The sequence below is a fragment of the Acinetobacter sp. AOR01_HL genome, from assembly GCF_027855455.1.
In the GTDB taxonomy this organism is placed as follows: domain Bacteria; phylum Pseudomonadota; class Gammaproteobacteria; order Pseudomonadales; family Moraxellaceae; genus Acinetobacter; species Acinetobacter baumannii.
In genome coordinates, this window is the sequence record NZ_JAKTIM010000053.1 from 86,510 (window position 1) to 102,956 (window position 16,447).

The 16,447-nt window shown below is 40.3% G+C and carries 13 protein-coding genes; 7 read left to right on the forward strand and 6 right to left on the reverse strand.

The features are described 5' to 3' along the window. Position 1 precedes the first annotated feature (1 nt). The 3 genes from MKL62_RS17085 to MKL62_RS17095 form a co-directional block, all read right to left on the reverse strand. The gene (locus tag MKL62_RS17085; protein WP_005127969.1) at positions 2–2,137 is read right to left on the reverse strand and encodes a 3-hydroxyacyl-CoA dehydrogenase NAD-binding domain-containing protein; all 2,136 of its coding nucleotides are present in this window, start codon (positions 2,135–2,137) and stop codon (positions 2–4) included. 20 nt (positions 2,138–2,157) lie between these two features. Continuing rightward, entirely contained in the window at positions 2,158–3,363 is a 1,206-nt protein-coding gene (locus tag MKL62_RS17090) for an acetyl-CoA C-acetyltransferase (RefSeq protein WP_005127970.1), read from the reverse strand. Between the two features lie 171 nt (positions 3,364–3,534). Continuing rightward, entirely contained in the window at positions 3,535–4,545 is a 1,011-nt protein-coding gene (locus MKL62_RS17095) for an AraC family transcriptional regulator (protein WP_000085721.1), read from the reverse strand. Between the two features lie 210 nt (positions 4,546–4,755). Between MKL62_RS17095 and MKL62_RS17100 the strand changes: the two genes are divergently transcribed. The 6 genes from MKL62_RS17100 to MKL62_RS17125 all read left to right on the forward strand — a co-directional run bounded on the left by MKL62_RS17100 (position 4,756) and on the right by MKL62_RS17125 (position 12,564). After that, positions 4,756–5,874: a CaiB/BaiF CoA transferase family protein gene (locus tag MKL62_RS17100; protein WP_005127971.1), complete on the forward strand. Its 1,119-nt coding sequence runs from the start codon at positions 4,756–4,758 to the stop codon at positions 5,872–5,874. A gap of 155 nt (positions 5,875–6,029) precedes the next feature. Beyond that, positions 6,030–7,262 carry a carbohydrate porin gene (locus MKL62_RS17105; protein WP_079377343.1) on the forward strand — a complete coding sequence of 411 codons (1,233 nt, stop codon included), beginning with the start codon at positions 6,030–6,032 and terminating at the stop codon, positions 7,260–7,262. 173 nt (positions 7,263–7,435) lie between these two features. Beyond that, on the forward strand, positions 7,436–9,841 hold the full coding sequence (locus MKL62_RS17110) for a glucose/quinate/shikimate family membrane-bound PQQ-dependent dehydrogenase (RefSeq protein ID WP_001075596.1): 2,406 nt from the start codon (positions 7,436–7,438) through the stop codon (positions 9,839–9,841). Positions 9,842–10,007: 166 nt separating this feature from the next. Beyond that, positions 10,008–11,651, forward strand: a complete 1,644-nt coding sequence (locus MKL62_RS17115) for a nitrite/sulfite reductase (RefSeq protein ID WP_000281766.1) — start codon at positions 10,008–10,010, stop codon at positions 11,649–11,651. Then, positions 11,644–12,129 (forward strand): DUF934 domain-containing protein, encoded by a 486-nt coding sequence (locus MKL62_RS17120; RefSeq protein ID WP_000935248.1) that lies wholly within the window; start codon positions 11,644–11,646, stop codon positions 12,127–12,129. Before MKL62_RS17115 ends, MKL62_RS17120 begins: the two co-directional genes overlap by 8 nt. A gap of 81 nt (positions 12,130–12,210) precedes the next feature. Further along, a complete protein-coding gene (locus MKL62_RS17125; RefSeq protein ID WP_000457779.1) occupies positions 12,211–12,564 on the forward strand; it encodes a DMT family transporter in 354 nt (117 codons plus the stop codon). Between the two features lie 42 nt (positions 12,565–12,606). On the opposite strand, the gene MKL62_RS17130 is transcribed toward MKL62_RS17125, so the two are convergent. The 3 genes from MKL62_RS17130 to MKL62_RS17140 form a co-directional block, all read right to left on the reverse strand. Continuing rightward, the gene (locus tag MKL62_RS17130) at positions 12,607–13,050 is read right to left on the reverse strand and encodes a VOC family protein (protein WP_001176580.1); all 444 of its coding nucleotides are present in this window, start codon (positions 13,048–13,050) and stop codon (positions 12,607–12,609) included. A gap of 126 nt (positions 13,051–13,176) precedes the next feature. Next, positions 13,177–14,352, reverse strand: a complete 1,176-nt coding sequence (locus MKL62_RS17135; protein WP_000129968.1) for a thiolase family protein — start codon at positions 14,350–14,352, stop codon at positions 13,177–13,179. A 108-nt stretch (positions 14,353–14,460) separates the two neighbouring features. Then, positions 14,461–14,976 (reverse strand): GspH/FimT family pseudopilin, encoded by a 516-nt coding sequence (locus MKL62_RS17140; RefSeq protein ID WP_000477151.1) that lies wholly within the window; start codon positions 14,974–14,976, stop codon positions 14,461–14,463. Between the two features lie 381 nt (positions 14,977–15,357). Here MKL62_RS17140 and omp38 point away from each other — a divergent pair, with 381 nt between their 5' ends. Further along, complete coding sequence (gene omp38 / locus MKL62_RS17145) at positions 15,358–16,419, forward strand: outer membrane protein Omp38 (RefSeq protein WP_005127972.1); 1,062 nt, start codon at positions 15,358–15,360, stop codon at positions 16,417–16,419. The last annotated feature ends 28 nt before the right edge of the window (positions 16,420–16,447 follow it).

Below are 16,447 nucleotides of genomic sequence, written 5' to 3' on the forward strand. Positions count from 1 at the left end.
CTTATTGAATATTTTGCTTCTGCTCAGCTTTAGTTTTTAGTAACGTTGGGGGCGTGAAGCGCTCACCATATTTGGCAGCCAACTCTTCGGCACGTTTTTGTGCTTTATCAATCCCATATTGATTTAAGAATTGAATCGCTCCTCCCGTCCACGGGGCATAACCAATTCCAAAAATAGAACCGACATTGGCATCAATCACTGACTCTAATACCCCTTCTTCGTAACAACGTAGGGTATCTAAGGCTTGTACAAACAAAATACGGTTAATCATATCTTGCTCGGAGATATCATGATCTTTTTGCCAACGGTTTAAGCCTTCCCATAGGTGCTTTTTGCCATTTTCAGGATAATCATAAAAACCTGCGCCAGCAGCTTTACCTTTACGGTTTAATTCATGAATCATGGTATGAATCACTTCATCTACCGGTGTTTTCGGTAACTCTTTGCCTTCAGCTTGTAGTGCCTTACGCGTTTCACTTGCAACATGCTCCGTTAAAGTTAAAGACACTTCATCTTGAATCGCAAGTGGTCCTACCGGCATGCCCGCTTTCAGTGCTGCCATTTCAATACGCGCTGGATGGACGCCTTCTGCAAGTAATCGCATACCTTCTTGAATAAAAGTACCAAACACACGACTAGTAAAGAAGCCACGGCTATCATTGACAACGATTGGTGTTTTTCCAATTTGCTGTACAAAGTCGTAGGTTTTAGCAAGTGTCTCTGCGGAGGTGTTTTTACCTTTAATAATCTCAACCAACTGCATTTTGTCGACAGGGCTAAAGAAATGTAGTCCAATAAATGCTTTATCATCCTTGCTTGCTTGCGCTAAACCTGTAATCGGTAGGGTGGATGTATTTGATGCCATTACACCATTAGGCGCTAAGTATTGTTCAGCTTCTTGAGTGACTTTCGCTTTGAGCTCTTGGTTTTCAAATACGGCTTCAATAATCAGGTCACAACCTTGTAAGTCTTCAGCAGAAGCTGTGGCCGTAATGAGCGATAAAATCTGATCACGTTTTTCTGCCGTCATGCGGCCTTGTGAAACACGTTTATCTAGCAATTTCTGAGAATAAGCTTTGCCTTTTTCAGCATTTTCAACAGATACATCTTTAAGAATAACAGGAATGCCTTTAATTGCAGTGGCGTAGGCAATACCGGCACCCATCATGCCCGCACCCAACACGCCTACTTTAGTGGCTTGCCATTTTGCAATATCGGCAGGACGGCTAGCACCCGACTTAATTGCATTTAGGCCGTGCCAGAAAGTGCCAATCATATTTTTAGAAATTTGGCCTGTTGCTAGTTGAGTAAAGTAGCGAGACTCGATGCGCAAGGCGGTATCGACATCAACTTGAGCACCTTCAACTGCGGCAGCCATAATCGCTTCAGGAGCAGGGTAGCAGCCCTTGGTTTTGTCTTTTAACATGGCTGGTGCAATGGCAAGAACTTGTGCAACTGCCGGAGTTTTTGGATCGCCACCCGGAATTTTATAACCCTTCACATCAAAAGGCTGTTGAGATTTTGGATTGGCTTTGATCCAAGCAATCGCTTTATCTAAAAGTTCTTGTTCATTTTCAGCTGTGTCATGAATTAAGCCTAAAGATTTTGCTTTATCGACACCGAACTGCTTACCTTCCATTAAAAATGGGAATGCATTTTGAAGACCAAGCAGACGGACCATACGTACAATACCACCGCCGCCCGGTAGTAAACCTAAGGTAACTTCTGGTAGGCCAAATTTACTTTTCGGGTCATTGATTGCAATACGGTGATGGCAACTTAATGCGATTTCCCATCCTCCGCCCAGTGCCGTGCCATTCAATGCTGCAACCACGGGAATCCCTAGTGTCTCAATCGTTCTTAGATGACCTTTTAACTTCTCAACCATATTGAAAAAGTCAGTTGCATGCTCAGGTTGAACTTGAATCAGTTCATCTAAATCACCACCAGCAAAGAAAGTTTTTTTTGCTGAGCGAAAAATAACACCTGAAAGTTCTGTTTCTGCTTTAAGTTTCTGGGTGACCTCATCAAGCGAGTCACGAAACTCGGCATTCATGGTATTTGCAGACTGACCAGTTGAATCAAGTGTCAAGATGACAATATTGTCGGCATTTTTTTCGTATTGAATTGCACTCATCTTTATATATCCCTAAATTTTTATACACGTTCAATAATGGTGGCAATACCCATACCACCGCCGACACAGAGCGTTGCTAAACCGCGTTTTTTATTTTGACGTTCAAGCTCATCAAGTAATGTACCCAAAATCATGGCACCGGTTGCTCCTAAGGGATGGCCTAAAGCAATCGCACCGCCATTTACGTTGACTTTTTCAGCAGGCACATTGAGCTCATTAATAAAACGCATCACGACAGCTGCAAATGCTTCGTTGACTTCAAATAGGTCAATATCATCAATTGTTAAACCAGCTTTTTCCAAAGCTTTGCGTGCGGCAGGGGCAGGGCCAGTTAACATGATGGTTGGGTCGGTACCGACTAGGGCAGTCGCCAAAACTTTAGCGCGTGGTTTTAAGTTTTGTTCTTTCACTGCTTTTTCTGAAGCCAGTAAAACGAGAGCTGCTCCATCGACAATACCTGATGAGTTACCGGCATGATGAATATGATTTACTTTTTGTGCTTCTGGATATTTTTGTAGGGCAACAGCATCAAAGCCCATTTGCCCCATCATTTCAAAACTTGGGTTGAGTTTTGCAAGACCTTCAAGTGTGGTATTGCCTTTAATAAATTCATCTTTTTCTAAAATCACAACACCTGCGTGATCTTTAACTGGCACAACTGATTGATCGAAATAACAATTTGCTTGAGCTGCCGCTGCTTTTTGTTGTGACTTTACGGCAAAATTATCAACATCTTCTCGGCTATAGCCATCTAAGGTTGCAATGAGGTCAGCGCCAACACCTTGTGGAACAAAAGATGATTTAAGGTTGGTTTCCGGATCTAACGCCCACGGTCCGCCATCAGAACCCATTGGGATACGTGACATTGATTCAACGCCACCAGCAACCACTAAATCTTCCCAACCAGAACGAACTTTCATGGCTGCCATGTTGACCGCTTCTAAACCTGAAGCACAAAAGCGGTTAATTTGCACACCTGCAACATCATCATTCCAGCCCGCTGCAATCGCTGCTGTTTTGGCAATATCACCGCCCTGATCACCAATTGGTGTGACGCAGCCCAGAACAATATCATCTACTTTAGATGTATCGAGGTGATGGCGTTGCTGTAATTCGTTTAATAGAGTGGTGAGTAATGTGATTGGTTTTACTTCGTAAAGAGAGCCGTCTTTTTTTCCTTTTCCGCGTGGTGTGCGAATGGCGTCAATAATATAAGCCTCGCTCATAACAGTTCCTTTTTTTATTACTTAAACTTTGTCGTGTTTTTGAGTGTACTGTTTTTAAGAGGGAGTGCAATGACGATAAGCGCACCAGTCAGGTGATGATTTTTGCCAATGGCGATACAAAAAAGCCCAAGTTGAACTTGGGCTAAATGTGAAACTAAAGAGATTTAAGAATCAATGGTAACCATGGAGCTGGCGATATAGACCGGGAGTAACACCAGTCCACTTTTTAAATGCACGGTGGAATGTACTGGTTTCACTAAAACCAACTTGCTGAGCAACATCTTCAAGTGTTAATTCAGGATTGAGTAATAAGTGAATCGCAGCATCTCGGCGTAAAGCGTCTTTCACGCCCTGATAGCTTTTACCTTCGGCAGCTAGGCGGCGGCGTAAAGTTTGCGGAGATAAATACAACATTGATGCAACGTCATTGAGCGTTGGCATTTCTTCACCAATTTGGCTTTTGAGTACTTCACGAATACGTGAAGTCAACGAATTGGTGTTTTTGAATTTTACTAAAAGCTGAGCAGGGGCTGCTTTTAAGAATTCTTCTAATGTTTTTTCATCTTGGCGAATTGGCAAATCAAGATAATCAGCCGCAAAGGTTATTTCGGTACGCGGTGCGTCAAATTGCATAACCGGCGCAAAGAATAAAGCGTCATATTCATCTGCATGTGCAGGACGTGGATAGCTAAAATGAACACGTTCTAATGGTAAGCGACGTTCAATCAGCCATGATGCCAATCCATGCCAGATCATGAGCATACTTTCAGTAATGAAATGATCCGGATCTAATGTTTTTGGAATGAGAGGTACTAAACGTGCTTCGTGTTTGTCACGCTCCAGCGTTACTGACCATTCATCACCAAATAATTTGTAAAATTGAGATGAAAGTTCAAGGGCTTGGCCCAAGGTTTTTGCATGAATAATCAACTGACACATAATGGCAAAAGTGCCCAAACGACGCGGTTGTACATCGAAACCAACGTGTTCGTCTTGTGTGACCATCCATAACATTTTTATAAAACGGGTATATTGTTCTGGTGAGATTCGAGCTTTAGGTTGACGTAATAGTTCCGCTTCGATACCCACATGTGAAAGTAACGTCTCGACATCCATGCCAAGGCGCTTTACGCCTGTCAAAGCCGCATTCACGAAGTGGATGCTAATCGTATCGCGACTCATATTGAATCCTTCAGTCTCTTTGATGTTCACTTTAAATTGACCTAAATGACCGTCTAAAAAAATAAATTGGCGATTTACAACAGTGTAAAAGCACTTTTTACATGTTAAATTGCCGAAATGATCAAGGTAAATGGCTGAACATGACATTGTTTTAGAATATTTGCTTAACTAATATAAAAGAAAATTCGAATAATAGTGGTTAAAAAAACGATGACGACTGCATTAAATGGACTTAAAGTTCTCGATTTCTCGACGCTCTTACCTGGACCTTTCGCCACAATGTATTTAGCCGATATGGGGGCAGAAGTCATCCATATTGAATCTCCATCACGTCCAGATCTCATTCGGATTATGCCGCCCTATGCAAATGGGCAGGCGACTGCACATAGTTATCTAAATCGAAATAAGCAGTCGATTGTTCTCGACTTAAAAGATGCTGCAAGTATTGATCTGATTAAAGCCAAGATTTCTGAGTTTGATATTGTGATTGAGCAGTTTCGGCCAGATGTCATGCGCCGTTTAGGGCTGGACTATGCCACCCTTGCAGAAATTAACCCGCGTTTAATTTATTGTTCAATTACAGGTTATGGCCAAACTGGAAGTTATAAAGATCGGGCTGGGCACGACATTAATTATTTAGCTTTAGCTGGTATTGCTGGGTATAGCGGCCGACAAGATAGCGGTCCGCCACCGCTTGGTATTCAGGTTGCCGATATTGCTGGTGGTTCATTACATGCAGTCATTGCGATCTTGGCTGCTGTAGTTGAACGCAGCCGTAGCGGTATAGGTCAATATATTGATATTTCCATGACGGACTGTGTTGCAAGTCTAAATAGTATGGCAGCTTCAGCCACGCTTGCCGCACAAGTTGAACAGGCGCCCGAGCAGGGGATGCTCAATGGGGGGATTTTCTATGACTATTATATGACGCAAGATGGCCGTTATCTTTCTATCGGTAGCCTTGAACCACAATTTATGGCAGGTTTGTCTGCGGCATTAGAATTACCTGTGTTATTACAAAAAGGTGCGTCATTAGATGAGCAAGATCGACAGGAAGTTAAGCAAGCCATTCAAGAAAAAATTAAAGCCAAAACATTCAAAGAATGGCATGAAATTTTTGCAAATCTCGATGTTTGTGTAGAACCCGTATTGAGTTTAAGTGAGGCTTTAAATTCACCGTTAGCACAACAACGTGGATGGATTGTGAATGTTCCTTTGCAAAATAATACGCCAGATACAGAACCACAAATTGCATGCCCAATTAAGTTTTCACGTTCGCAAATGCGATATTCCTTTGTAGGTCAAAAACTTGGCGAAGGGCAGTGGTGAGGTTAAGGGGCTATTTCTTATACAGTATGTATTGAAATTATTATCTGAATAATCAATTGATTAACATTTTGAATAATTTCTTTACATAAAATTAGCGTAACCTTTATAAACAAAGACATAAAAGGTTCGTAAACATGAAAACGCATAAATCTTTGATGGTTTCCTGTTTATCCGTTTTATCAATTACTCTTTTTGTTCAGCATGCACAAGCTGCTGCTGCATTTGACCCAAATGGTTCTTGGATGTTGGGTGATTGGAACGGGCAACGTACAGCGTTGCAAGCACAAGGTTATGATTTTTCTTTTGGATATACCGGTGAATATGCCGGTATTTTAGATTCCAAACAAACATCTACACACGGTAGTGCTTATACAGGGCAACTTGCTTTAGGTTCTCATTTGGACCTAGGTAAAATTTTAGGGTGGCAAGATACAGAAGCTCAAATCACATTAACTTATCGTGATGGGCAATCGCTTTCTGAACATTCTCCAGCATTGGCTGGGCACCAAAGTTCTGTTCAAGAAGTGTGGGGCCGTGAACAAACTTGGCGTTTAACAGATTTATGGATCAAGAAAAAATTCCTTGATCAGAAGTTAGATGTTAAAGTGGGCCGTTTTGGTGAGGGTGAAGACTTTAATAGTTTTGACTGTGATTTCCAGAACTTGGCACTTTGTGGTTCACAAGTGGGTAACTGGGTAGGCGATCAGTGGTATAACTGGCCAGTTAGCCAATGGGCAATGCGTGTCAAATATAACTTGCAACCTGATTTATATACACAAGTGGGTGTATATGAATATAACCCTGAAAACTTGGAACGTGGCAAAGGCTTCAACCTAAGTACAGATGGTTCTCACGGTGCAATTATTCCAGCAGAAGTAGTTTGGTCACCTAAACTAGGTGTGCAAAGCATGCCTGGTGAATACCGTTTAGGTTATTACTATAGTACTGCCGATGCCAAAGAAATTGCAGATTCAACTAAAACATCTCATAAGCAAGGTGTTTGGGTAACTGCAAAACAGAAATTATTCCAGCCAGCTGATCAAACTGACCGTGGTTTAACAGGGTTTGTGAACCTGACTTTCCACGACTCAGATACCAACAAAGTTGATAACATGCAAAATATAGGCTTAGTCTATAAAGGTTTGCTGAATCAACGTCCTCAAGATGAGTTGGCACTTGGTGTTGCTCGTATCCATATCAATGATGATTGGAGCGATGTTCAAGCCAAAGAATACGACACCGAATATAATACCGAGCTTTACTATGGTATTCATGCCACTAACTGGCTAACTATTCGTCCAAATGTGCAATATGTTCGTCATGTTGGTGCATTAAAAAATGGTGATAACACTTGGGTAGGCGGTATTAAGTTCTCAACTGCATTCTAAGTAATTATTCCGAAAACGGATTGTCGAGGGTTAAATCATTGATTGAAGTATCCTGACCTTCCGTTTTTTTCTTTATGCCTGAATTTTGTTTTAGACGTATTGGTGATGTCATTTTTCTATAAGTTTTTTGGCACATCTTTCCGATAAAAATGATGATTGATAAGAGGTGGTTTATGAATCAACCTTCTTCAAGATCAGGTTTAACGACTTTTACCGTAATTATTATTGGGTTATTGGCGTTATTCCTGCTAATTGGAGGTATTTGGCTCGCTACACTAGGCGGTTCAATTTACTATATTGTAGCTGGAGTCTTACTTCTCATTGTTGCATGGCAACTCTACAAGCGCGCTTCTGCTGCTTTGTGGGTTTATGCCGCATTAATGCTAGGTACTATTATCTGGAGTGTCTGGGAAGTTGGAACAGACTTTTGGGCGCTTGCACCACGTTTAGATATTTTAGGTATTCTTGGTTTATGGTTATTGGTTCCGGCTGTAACTCGTGGAATCAACAACCTTGGATCAAGTAAAGTTGCCTTATCTTCAACTTTAGCAATTGCAATCGTGTTGATGGTTTATTCTATCTTCAATGATCCGCAAGAAATTAATGGTGAAATCAAGACACCTCAACCAGAAACTGCTCAAGCCGTTCCAGGTGTTGCAGAGAGCGACTGGCCTGCTTATGGTCGTACTCAAGCTGGTGAACGTTATTCTCCATTGAAACAGATTAATGACCAGAACGTAAAAGATCTGAAAGTTGCCTGGACATTCCGTACTGGTGATTTCAAAACAGATAATGACTCTGGCGAAACAACCAATCAGGTTACACCAATTAAAATTGGTAATAACATGTTTATCTGTACGGCTCACCAGCAATTAATTGCGATTGACCCAGCTACAGGTAAAGAAAAATGGCGTTTTGATCCGAAGCTTAAAACGGATAAATCGTTCCAGCATTTAACTTGTCGTGGTGTAATGTATTACGATGCAAACAACACAACTGAATTTGCGACAAGCTTACAAACTAAAAAGTCGACTTCAACTCAATGTCCACGTAAAGTCTTTGTTCCAGTCAATGACGGACGTTTAGTTGCTGTAAATGCTGACACAGGTAAAGCATGTACTGACTTTGGTCAAAATGGTGAAGTGAATTTACAAGAATTCATGCCATATGCTTATCCAGGTGGTTATAACCCAACATCTCCAGGTGTTGTTACTGGTTCAACAGTGGTTATTGCCGGTTCAGTTACCGACAACTATTCAAATAAAGAGCCATCAGGTGTTATCCGTGGATATGACGTAAACACTGGTAAGCTTCTTTGGGTATTTGATACTGGAGCAGCAGATCCAAATGCAATGCCAGGTGAAGGTACAACCTTTGTTCATAACTCACCAAATGCTTGGGCACCTTTAGCATACGATGCCAAACTTGATATCGTTTATGTTCCAACAGGTGTAGGTACTCCAGATATCTGGGGTGGTGACCGTACCGAGTTGAAAGAACGTTATGCAAACTCTATGTTAGCGATTAACGCTTCAACAGGTAAATTGATTTGGAACTTCCAGACAACCCATCACGATTTATGGGATATGGACGTACCGTCACAACCATCTTTGGCAGATATTAAAGATAAATCTGGTAAAACTGTTCCAGCAATTTATGTCTTGACCAAAACAGGTAATGCCTTTGTTCTTGATCGTCGTAATGGTCAGCCAATTGTTCCTGTAACTGAGAAACCAGTTCCACAAACAGTTAAACGTGGACCACAGACTAAAGGTGAGCATTATTCAAAAACTCAGCCATTCTCTGATTTGAACTTGGCACCACAAGATAAATTAACTGATAAAGACATGTGGGGTGCCACTATGCTTGATCAGCTTATGTGTCGTGTGTCTTTCAAACGCCTCAATTACGATGGTATTTATACGCCACCATCTGAAAACGGTACTTTAGTTTTCCCTGGTAACTTAGGTGTGTTTGAATGGGGCGGTATGTCAGTTAACCCTGACCGTCAAGTTGCTGTAATGAACCCGATTGGTCTGCCATTCGTGAGTCGTTTAATTCCTGCTGATCCAAACCGTGCGCAAACTGCAAAAGGTGCGGGAACTGAGCAGGGTGTACAGCCAATGTATGGCGTACCTTATGGTGTTGAAATCAGCGCATTCTTATCTCCACTTGGTTTACCTTGTAAACAACCTGCTTGGGGATATGTTGCTGGCGTAGATTTGAAAACTCATGAAGTCGTTTGGAAAAAACGTATTGGTACAATTCGTGACAGTTTACCGAACTTGTTCCAGTTACCAGCTGTAAAAATTGGTGTTCCTGGTTTAGGTGGTTCTATTTCTACTGCAGGTAATGTCATGTTTGTTGGTGCAACTCAAGATAACTACATCCGTGCGTTTAACGTAACGAATGGTGAGAAACTTTGGGAAGCGCGTTTACCAGCAGGTGGACAAGCAACACCAATGACTTATGAAATTAATGGAAAACAATATGTTGTAATTATGGCCGGTGGTCATGGTTCATTTGGTACAAAAATGGGCGACTATTTAGTGGCTTATGCATTACCAGATAACAAATAAAAGTTTGCTATCAAAAAAGCCCGGATTTATCTGGGCTTTTTTTATGTCAATTTAGATTAAAGCTTATCAATAAAACCGTTATTAAATATGCAAAAAAAGCATTTTATTGATGAATAAAAGCTCGCTATGCTATCCGCCTTAATAATGAATCTACTAGCCATACGCCATGTATTTATATACCGATTTCGATCAGCAGCTGATTAATCAACGAGTTGCTCAGTTCCGCGATCAGACAGAGCGCTATTTAGCGGGCAAACTTTCTGAAGATGAATACCGCCCATTACGTTTGCAAAATGGTTTATATGTGCAACGTTATGCACCAATGCTACGTATTGCTGTGCCGTATGGCTTAATGAACTCAAAACAATTACGTAAAATTGCTGAAGTATCAACTCAATATGACCGTGGCTATGCACACGTATCTACGCGTCAAAATATTCAGCTAAACTGGCCTGCACTTGAAGATGTGCCAGAAATTTTAGCTGAACTCGCAACTGTACAAATGCATGCCATTCAAACCAGTGGTAACTGTATTCGTAACACGACTACTGACCAGTATGCAGGTGTAGTTGCTGGTGAAATTGCTGATCCACGCCCAACATGTGAATTGATTCGTCAGTGGAGTACATTCCACCCAGAATTTGCATTCTTACCACGTAAATTTAAAATTGCCGTTTCTGCACTTGAAGAAAAAGACCGTGCAGCAACAGCATTCCACGATATTGGTGTGTATATCGTGCGTAATGAAGCAGGCGAGATGGGCTACAAAATCATGGTGGGTGGTGGTTTAGGCCGTACTCCGATTATTGGTAGTGTCATTCGTGAGTTTTTACCACGTGAAGATTTAATTGCTTATTTAGAGGCAGTTTTACGTGTTTATAACTTACATGGCCGTCGTGATAATAAATATAAAGCGCGTATCAAAATCTTGGTTAAAGCATTAACGCCTGAAGTATTTGCACAGAAAGTTGAAGCTGAATTTGAACACACACGTGAAACATTAAAAATTCAGCCAGAAATCTTGAAAAAATTAGACGAAGAGTTCACGCCGTTTGATTATCAAGATTTAGAAGATGAAGACTTTACAGCTTTATTTGCTGAGCATCCAAAATTCAAACAATGGTTCAATATCAATACGCATGCACATAAAGTAAAGGGCTATCGTATTGTTACGATTTCTTTAAAACGTGCAGGCATCGCACCGGGCGATATGACCACTGAAGAAATGAACTTCATTGCAGATCTCGCTGATAAATATACGTTTGGTGAACTTCGTACGACTCACGAACAAAACATTGCTTTAGCAGATGTACCTCAAAAAGATTTGTTCGATGTATGGCAAGCGCTTGAACAACACAACATGGCTCGTGCGCATATCGGCTTTATTACCGATATTATTAGCTGCCCAGGTGGTGATTTCTGTTCACTTGCAAATGCGAAATCAATTCCTATTGCTGAAGCGATTACACGCCGTTTTGAAGATTTAGATAAAGTTTATGATCTTGGTCATTTAGACTTAAATATTTCTGGCTGTATGAATGCTTGTGGTCACCACCACGTGGGTAACATCGGTATTTTAGGTGTAGATAAAAAAGGTGCTGAGTTCTATCAAATTACCTTAGGTGGTAATTCAGACCATGATGCTTCCATTGGTGACATCTTAGGACCATCATTTGCAGCAGAAGCCGTGCCTGATGTCATTGAAGAAGTATTAAATACGTATCTTGATTTACGTACCGAAGGTGAGCGTTTCGTTGATACATATCGCCGTGTAGGAATTCAACCATTTAAGGAGCGTGCATATGCTTAATACAGCTCTACCTGTGCTTTATAAAGATGGCACGATTGCAGATAATACTTATCAAATCATTGCTGAAGATGGTGTGATTCCTCAAGGTGACGTTGTTTTAACAACAGCTCAACTCGATCAATTAGCTAACATTCAAGGTAAAAAAGCTTTGTATGTGACCGTAAATGATTCACCTGAAGAGCACACATTTCCATTAAGTGAACTTGATGCAATCTTCATTGAGTTCGCAGGTTTCGGAGATGGGCGTGGTTATTCATTCGCTGCATTATTACGTCGCCAAGGTTTCCAAGGTGAACTACGTGCAACAGGTGATGTATTTAAGGATGTCTTAAATTATTTAAAACGTTCAGGTTTTGATAGTTTTGTCATTAAAGAAGGTAAAGATGTGCAAGAAGCTGCTGCTGGTTTGCAAGACTTTACCCATCCTTATCAAGCTTCAACAGCTGTGCCAAAAGCAAGTTATCAAACTGGTGCTTAAATAGCTTCTAAGTGAAAAGGCTGAACTCAGGTTCAGCTTTTTTTATAAATAATTTTTTAATAACTGAATTGAAGAATAAGAATGTTCGCTTTAATTTCAAAAATAAATCCTGGTGCTTTGTGGTTAATATTCGCTATTGTGACGGATGTACTTTCAACCTTTTATTCAGCTAAAGGCAATGGATTAGTTAATAAAACTGCTCAGGGAATTGCTCTAGTTTTGTATATTATCTCTTTTGCATGCGCTGCTATTGCTTTGAAATATATGCAAGCTGGAATTTTATATGTGTTGTGGTCTGGGGTGGGGGTATTGGCGACCGCTTTTCTCGCAAAGATTTTTCTTGGGCAAAACATTGATGTCGCAGGATGGATTGGGATTGGTTTTATTACAGTCGGCTTAATGATTATTGCGCAATACTCTAATATCGATGTTTAAAGCCCTTATAGAAACACTGAGATCTCTATAAGGGCTAAAGAATTAAGTATCTAACTGGCAGTTAACCATCCATTTGACACCAAATTGATCAGTAAAAGCACCGTATAAAGCGCCCCAGAACGTTTTTTCTAGTGGCATTTCAATTTTGCCATTTACAGATAAGGCATCAAAAAGTTGCTTTGCCTTTTCTTGCTCATCTTTTTCAAGGTTAATTGCAATGTAATGATTATTGCCCTGAGTAAATACACTATTTGGTGTACAGAATTGATCAATGACATCTGATGCCATGAGTACAGTGTATTCGTTAATCGGCAGGGAAACATGAAGCACTAAATTTTTTTGAGCTTCCGATAACGTGACACCGTCATGAGGCGGCATATCGCTATAGCGGCTCAGCATGGCAAATTCACCGCCGAATACTGATTTATAAAAATTAAAAGCTTGCTCTGCCTGGCCTTGAAAATTGAGATAGTGATTGAGTTGCATTGTTATTGTCCATTGTTGTTTTCATTTAGAAGAATAAGTTAAAACGGAAAAGAGATTTTGTGGGTCATTTTTTGTAGTTTTTTCATAAAAAATCCCACCGAAGTGGGATTTTAAAAAAGGTTTTAATTAAAGAATTTCGATGGCAACAGCTGTTGCTTCCCCACCGCCGATGCAAAGAGCAGCGACACCCTTTTTACCACCAGTACGTTTAAGCGCATGAATAAGCGTAAGAATAATACGAGAGCCTGTCGATCCTACAGGATGACCAAGTGCACATGCTCCACCATGAATATTGACTTTTTCTGGATCAAGTTTGAAATCATCAATTGGACACATCGTTACCATAGCAAAAGCTTCATTAATTTCCCAAAGGTCAACGTCCTGAGCATTCCAACCTGCTTTTTTAAGTACTTTTTCAATAGCGCCAACAGGAGCAATTGTAAATTCTGAAGGATGTTGAGAATTTGACGCAGTGGCTATGATTTTTGCAAGTGGTTGTAAGCCGCGCTGTGCTGCAACTTCACTCGATGTTAAAACTAGTGCAGAAGCACCATCAGAAATTGAACTCGCGTTTGCAGCAGTAATTGTACCGTCTTTTGCAAAAGCTGGTTTAAGGGATGGGATTTTATCAATCTTGGCATTTAAGGGTTGTTCATCCTGATCGACAATGACATCACCTTTACGGGTAGAAACAGTAACAGGTACAATTTCATCTTTGAAGTAGCCTTCAGTAATCGCAGTTTGAGCACGTTTTAAAGAACGAATTGCAAAGTCATCCATTTGCTCACGGGTATAACCGCGTGTATTTGCCATATCTTGAGCAAATGAACCCATTAAACGACCAGTTTCAGCATCTTCTAAACCATCAAAGAACATATGGTCTTTAATTTCACCGTGGCCCATACGGTATCCCGCACGTGCTTTGGGTAAGACATAAGGCGCATTGGTCATCGACTCCATACCACCGGCAACTACAATTTCAGCACTTCCTGCTTTAATCATATCAGCCGCTTGCATTACCGCCTTCATACCTGAACCACAAAGCTTATTAATTGTCACAGCTCCTGTTGAATCAGGTAAACCTGCTTTACGCATGGCTTGACGAGCAGGGCCTTGCTTTAAACCCGCTGGTAGTACGCAACCCATAATGACTTCTTCGACATCTGTAGGCTGTAAACCTGCTCGTGCGATTGCTTCTTTAATTGTTACCGCTCCTAATTCAGGAGCAGTTAGTCCTGATAGTGATCCTTGAAAACCACCCATAGCAGTACGAGCACCATTAACAATTACGATGTCAGTCATTGTTGTAATCTCCGATTGTTCTTAATCTCAAAATAAGAAATGTTTAAAACCTAAGCAGTATATTGCAAAATGAAGAACGGGTTAGCTTCTGCATTAGACTGTAGAGTTCTAACAATTTTTAAGCTCTTCTAAGCGCACATGGCCCATTTTGCTAAGAATTAATTTAAAGTTTTTAAGCTGGTCATAAGAACAATAGATAAAACTGCCATTCGACTCGATGGGTAGTCCAGAACTACCTTGAAAAATAATACTATTTTGTTTTTTTCCAAAACGTTGTAATTTCATAGAACCGTAGTGATGGTTAAGATCTATAGAGGTCAATAATTCTTCATTTAAATCATGCTGTAGATTACGGTTATTATCTACAAAGCTGATTACGCGGTTATCCCAATTCGTATTGCAGACCAATTGATCAGAACTTGGACAAAGAACAACATTCTTATGCCTAATAATTGCGTCATATTTGGCTTTTTGTATATGAATTGTGAGTATGCGCGGCGTATTTTTTAGTTCTACAGATGCCATAAATTGATGGTATAAAGGAATGGCTATAACTGACATAATCACAAGAATTACGAGTGTTATAGTGAGCTCAACTATAGTAAAACCAGGAGATTTAAACATTAAAAAACCTTAATATATGTATAAATAGAGCAATTTTATGTTTTCTGACAATGATTTATATTATTTTTTATAATGAGGAAACACAAAATTAAATAAGGGTTATCAGTCGGCTAGAATACTGGTAAAATCACGGCAAGCGAAACAAAGAAGTTGTTCATATTTGCTAGTTGGGTAAAAAATTACCGAATTACAACGGAAATTGTAAGTAATTTTGTCAATAATTTACTTGATTAAAATTATCAAGCACTTGGAAAGTCTATCAAGTGTTTGTATGATTCAAATGTGAATAGCTTAAAAATAATACTGGGGTAAAAAAATATCTCAGGGGCCAATAAATTTAGGCTGAGCTTGAACAACAATTGTTATCTCTGGAGGATATCCATGAAATTGAGTCGTATTGCACTTGCTACTATGCTTGTTGCTGCTCCATTAGCTGCTGCTAATGCTGGCGTAACAGTTACTCCATTACTGCTTGGTTACACTTTCCAAGACAGCCAACACAACAATGGTGGTGACAAAGGTAGTCTAACAAATAGCCCAGAACTTCAAGACGATTTATTCGTTGGTGCAGCTCTTGGTATCGAGTTAACACCATGGTTAGGTTTTGAAGCTGAATATAACCAAGTTAAAGGTGATGTAGACCCAAATTATGGTGAATACAAACAAAAACAAATCAATGGTAACTTCTATGTTACTTCTGATTTAATTACTAAAAACTATGACAGCAAAATCAAACCTTATGTATTGTTAGGTGCGGGTCATTATAAATATGATTTTGATGATGCTCGTTTAGCTTACCATGATGGTGAAGAAGGTACTTTAGGTAATGCGGGTATTGGTGCTTTCTGGCGCTTAAATGACGCTTTATCTCTTCGTACAGAAGCGCGTGGTACTTATAACTTTGATGAACAATTCTGGAACTATACAGCTCTTGCTGGCTTAAACGTAGTTCTTGGTGGTCACTTGAAGCCTGCTGCTCCTGTAGTAGAAGTTGCTCCAGTTGAACCAACTCCAGTTGCTCCACAACCACAAGAGTTAACTGAAGACCTTAACATGGAACTTCGTGTGTTCTTTGATACTAACAAATCAAACATCAAAGACCAATACAAGCCAGAAATTGCTAAAGTTGCTGAAAAATTATCTGAATACCCTAACGCTACTGCACGTATCGAAGGTCACACAGATAACACTGGTCCACGTAAGTTGAACGAACGTTTATCTTTAGCTCGTGCTAACTCTGTTAAATCAGCTCTTGTAAACGAATACAACGTTGATGCTTCTCGTTTGTCTACTCAAGGTTTCGCTTGGGATCAACCGATTGCTGACAACAAAACTAAAGAAGGTCGTGCTATGAACCGTCGTGTATTCGCGACAATCACTGGTAGCCGTACTGTAGTAGTTCAACCTGGTCAAGAAGCGGCAGCTCCTGCAGCAGCTCAATAATTTGAGTTCTTGAACAGTAAAAAAGCGA

What these genes read in the sequence shown, in the direction of transcription:
- MKL62_RS17115 (WP_000281766.1), top strand. Translation starts at nt 10,008, where the DNA reads ATGTATTTATATACCGATTTCGATCAGCAGCTGATTAATCAACGAGTT.
- MKL62_RS17125 (WP_000457779.1), top strand. Translation starts at nt 12,211, where the DNA reads ATGTTCGCTTTAATTTCAAAAATAAATCCTGGTGCTTTGTGGTTAATA.
- MKL62_RS17130 (WP_001176580.1), bottom strand. Translation starts at nt 13,050, where the DNA reads ATGCAACTCAATCACTATCTCAATTTTCAAGGCCAGGCAGAGCAAGCT.
- MKL62_RS17100 (WP_005127971.1), top strand. Translation starts at nt 4,756, where the DNA reads ATGACGACTGCATTAAATGGACTTAAAGTTCTCGATTTCTCGACGCTC.
- MKL62_RS17140 (WP_000477151.1), bottom strand. Translation starts at nt 14,976, where the DNA reads ATGTTTAAATCTCCTGGTTTTACTATAGTTGAGCTCACTATAACACTC.
- MKL62_RS17090 (WP_005127970.1), bottom strand. Translation starts at nt 3,363, where the DNA reads ATGAGCGAGGCTTATATTATTGACGCCATTCGCACACCACGCGGAAAA.
- omp38 (WP_005127972.1), top strand. Translation starts at nt 15,358, where the DNA reads ATGAAATTGAGTCGTATTGCACTTGCTACTATGCTTGTTGCTGCTCCA.
- MKL62_RS17135 (WP_000129968.1), bottom strand. Translation starts at nt 14,352, where the DNA reads ATGACTGACATCGTAATTGTTAATGGTGCTCGTACTGCTATGGGTGGT.
- MKL62_RS17105 (WP_079377343.1), top strand. Translation starts at nt 6,030, where the DNA reads ATGGTTTCCTGTTTATCCGTTTTATCAATTACTCTTTTTGTTCAGCAT.
- MKL62_RS17095 (WP_000085721.1), bottom strand. Translation starts at nt 4,545, where the DNA reads ATGAGTCGCGATACGATTAGCATCCACTTCGTGAATGCGGCTTTGACA.
- MKL62_RS17120 (WP_000935248.1), top strand. Translation starts at nt 11,644, where the DNA reads ATGCTTAATACAGCTCTACCTGTGCTTTATAAAGATGGCACGATTGCA.
- MKL62_RS17110 (WP_001075596.1), top strand. Translation starts at nt 7,436, where the DNA reads ATGAATCAACCTTCTTCAAGATCAGGTTTAACGACTTTTACCGTAATT.
- MKL62_RS17085 (WP_005127969.1), bottom strand. Translation starts at nt 2,137, where the DNA reads ATGAGTGCAATTCAATACGAAAAAAATGCCGACAATATTGTCATCTTG.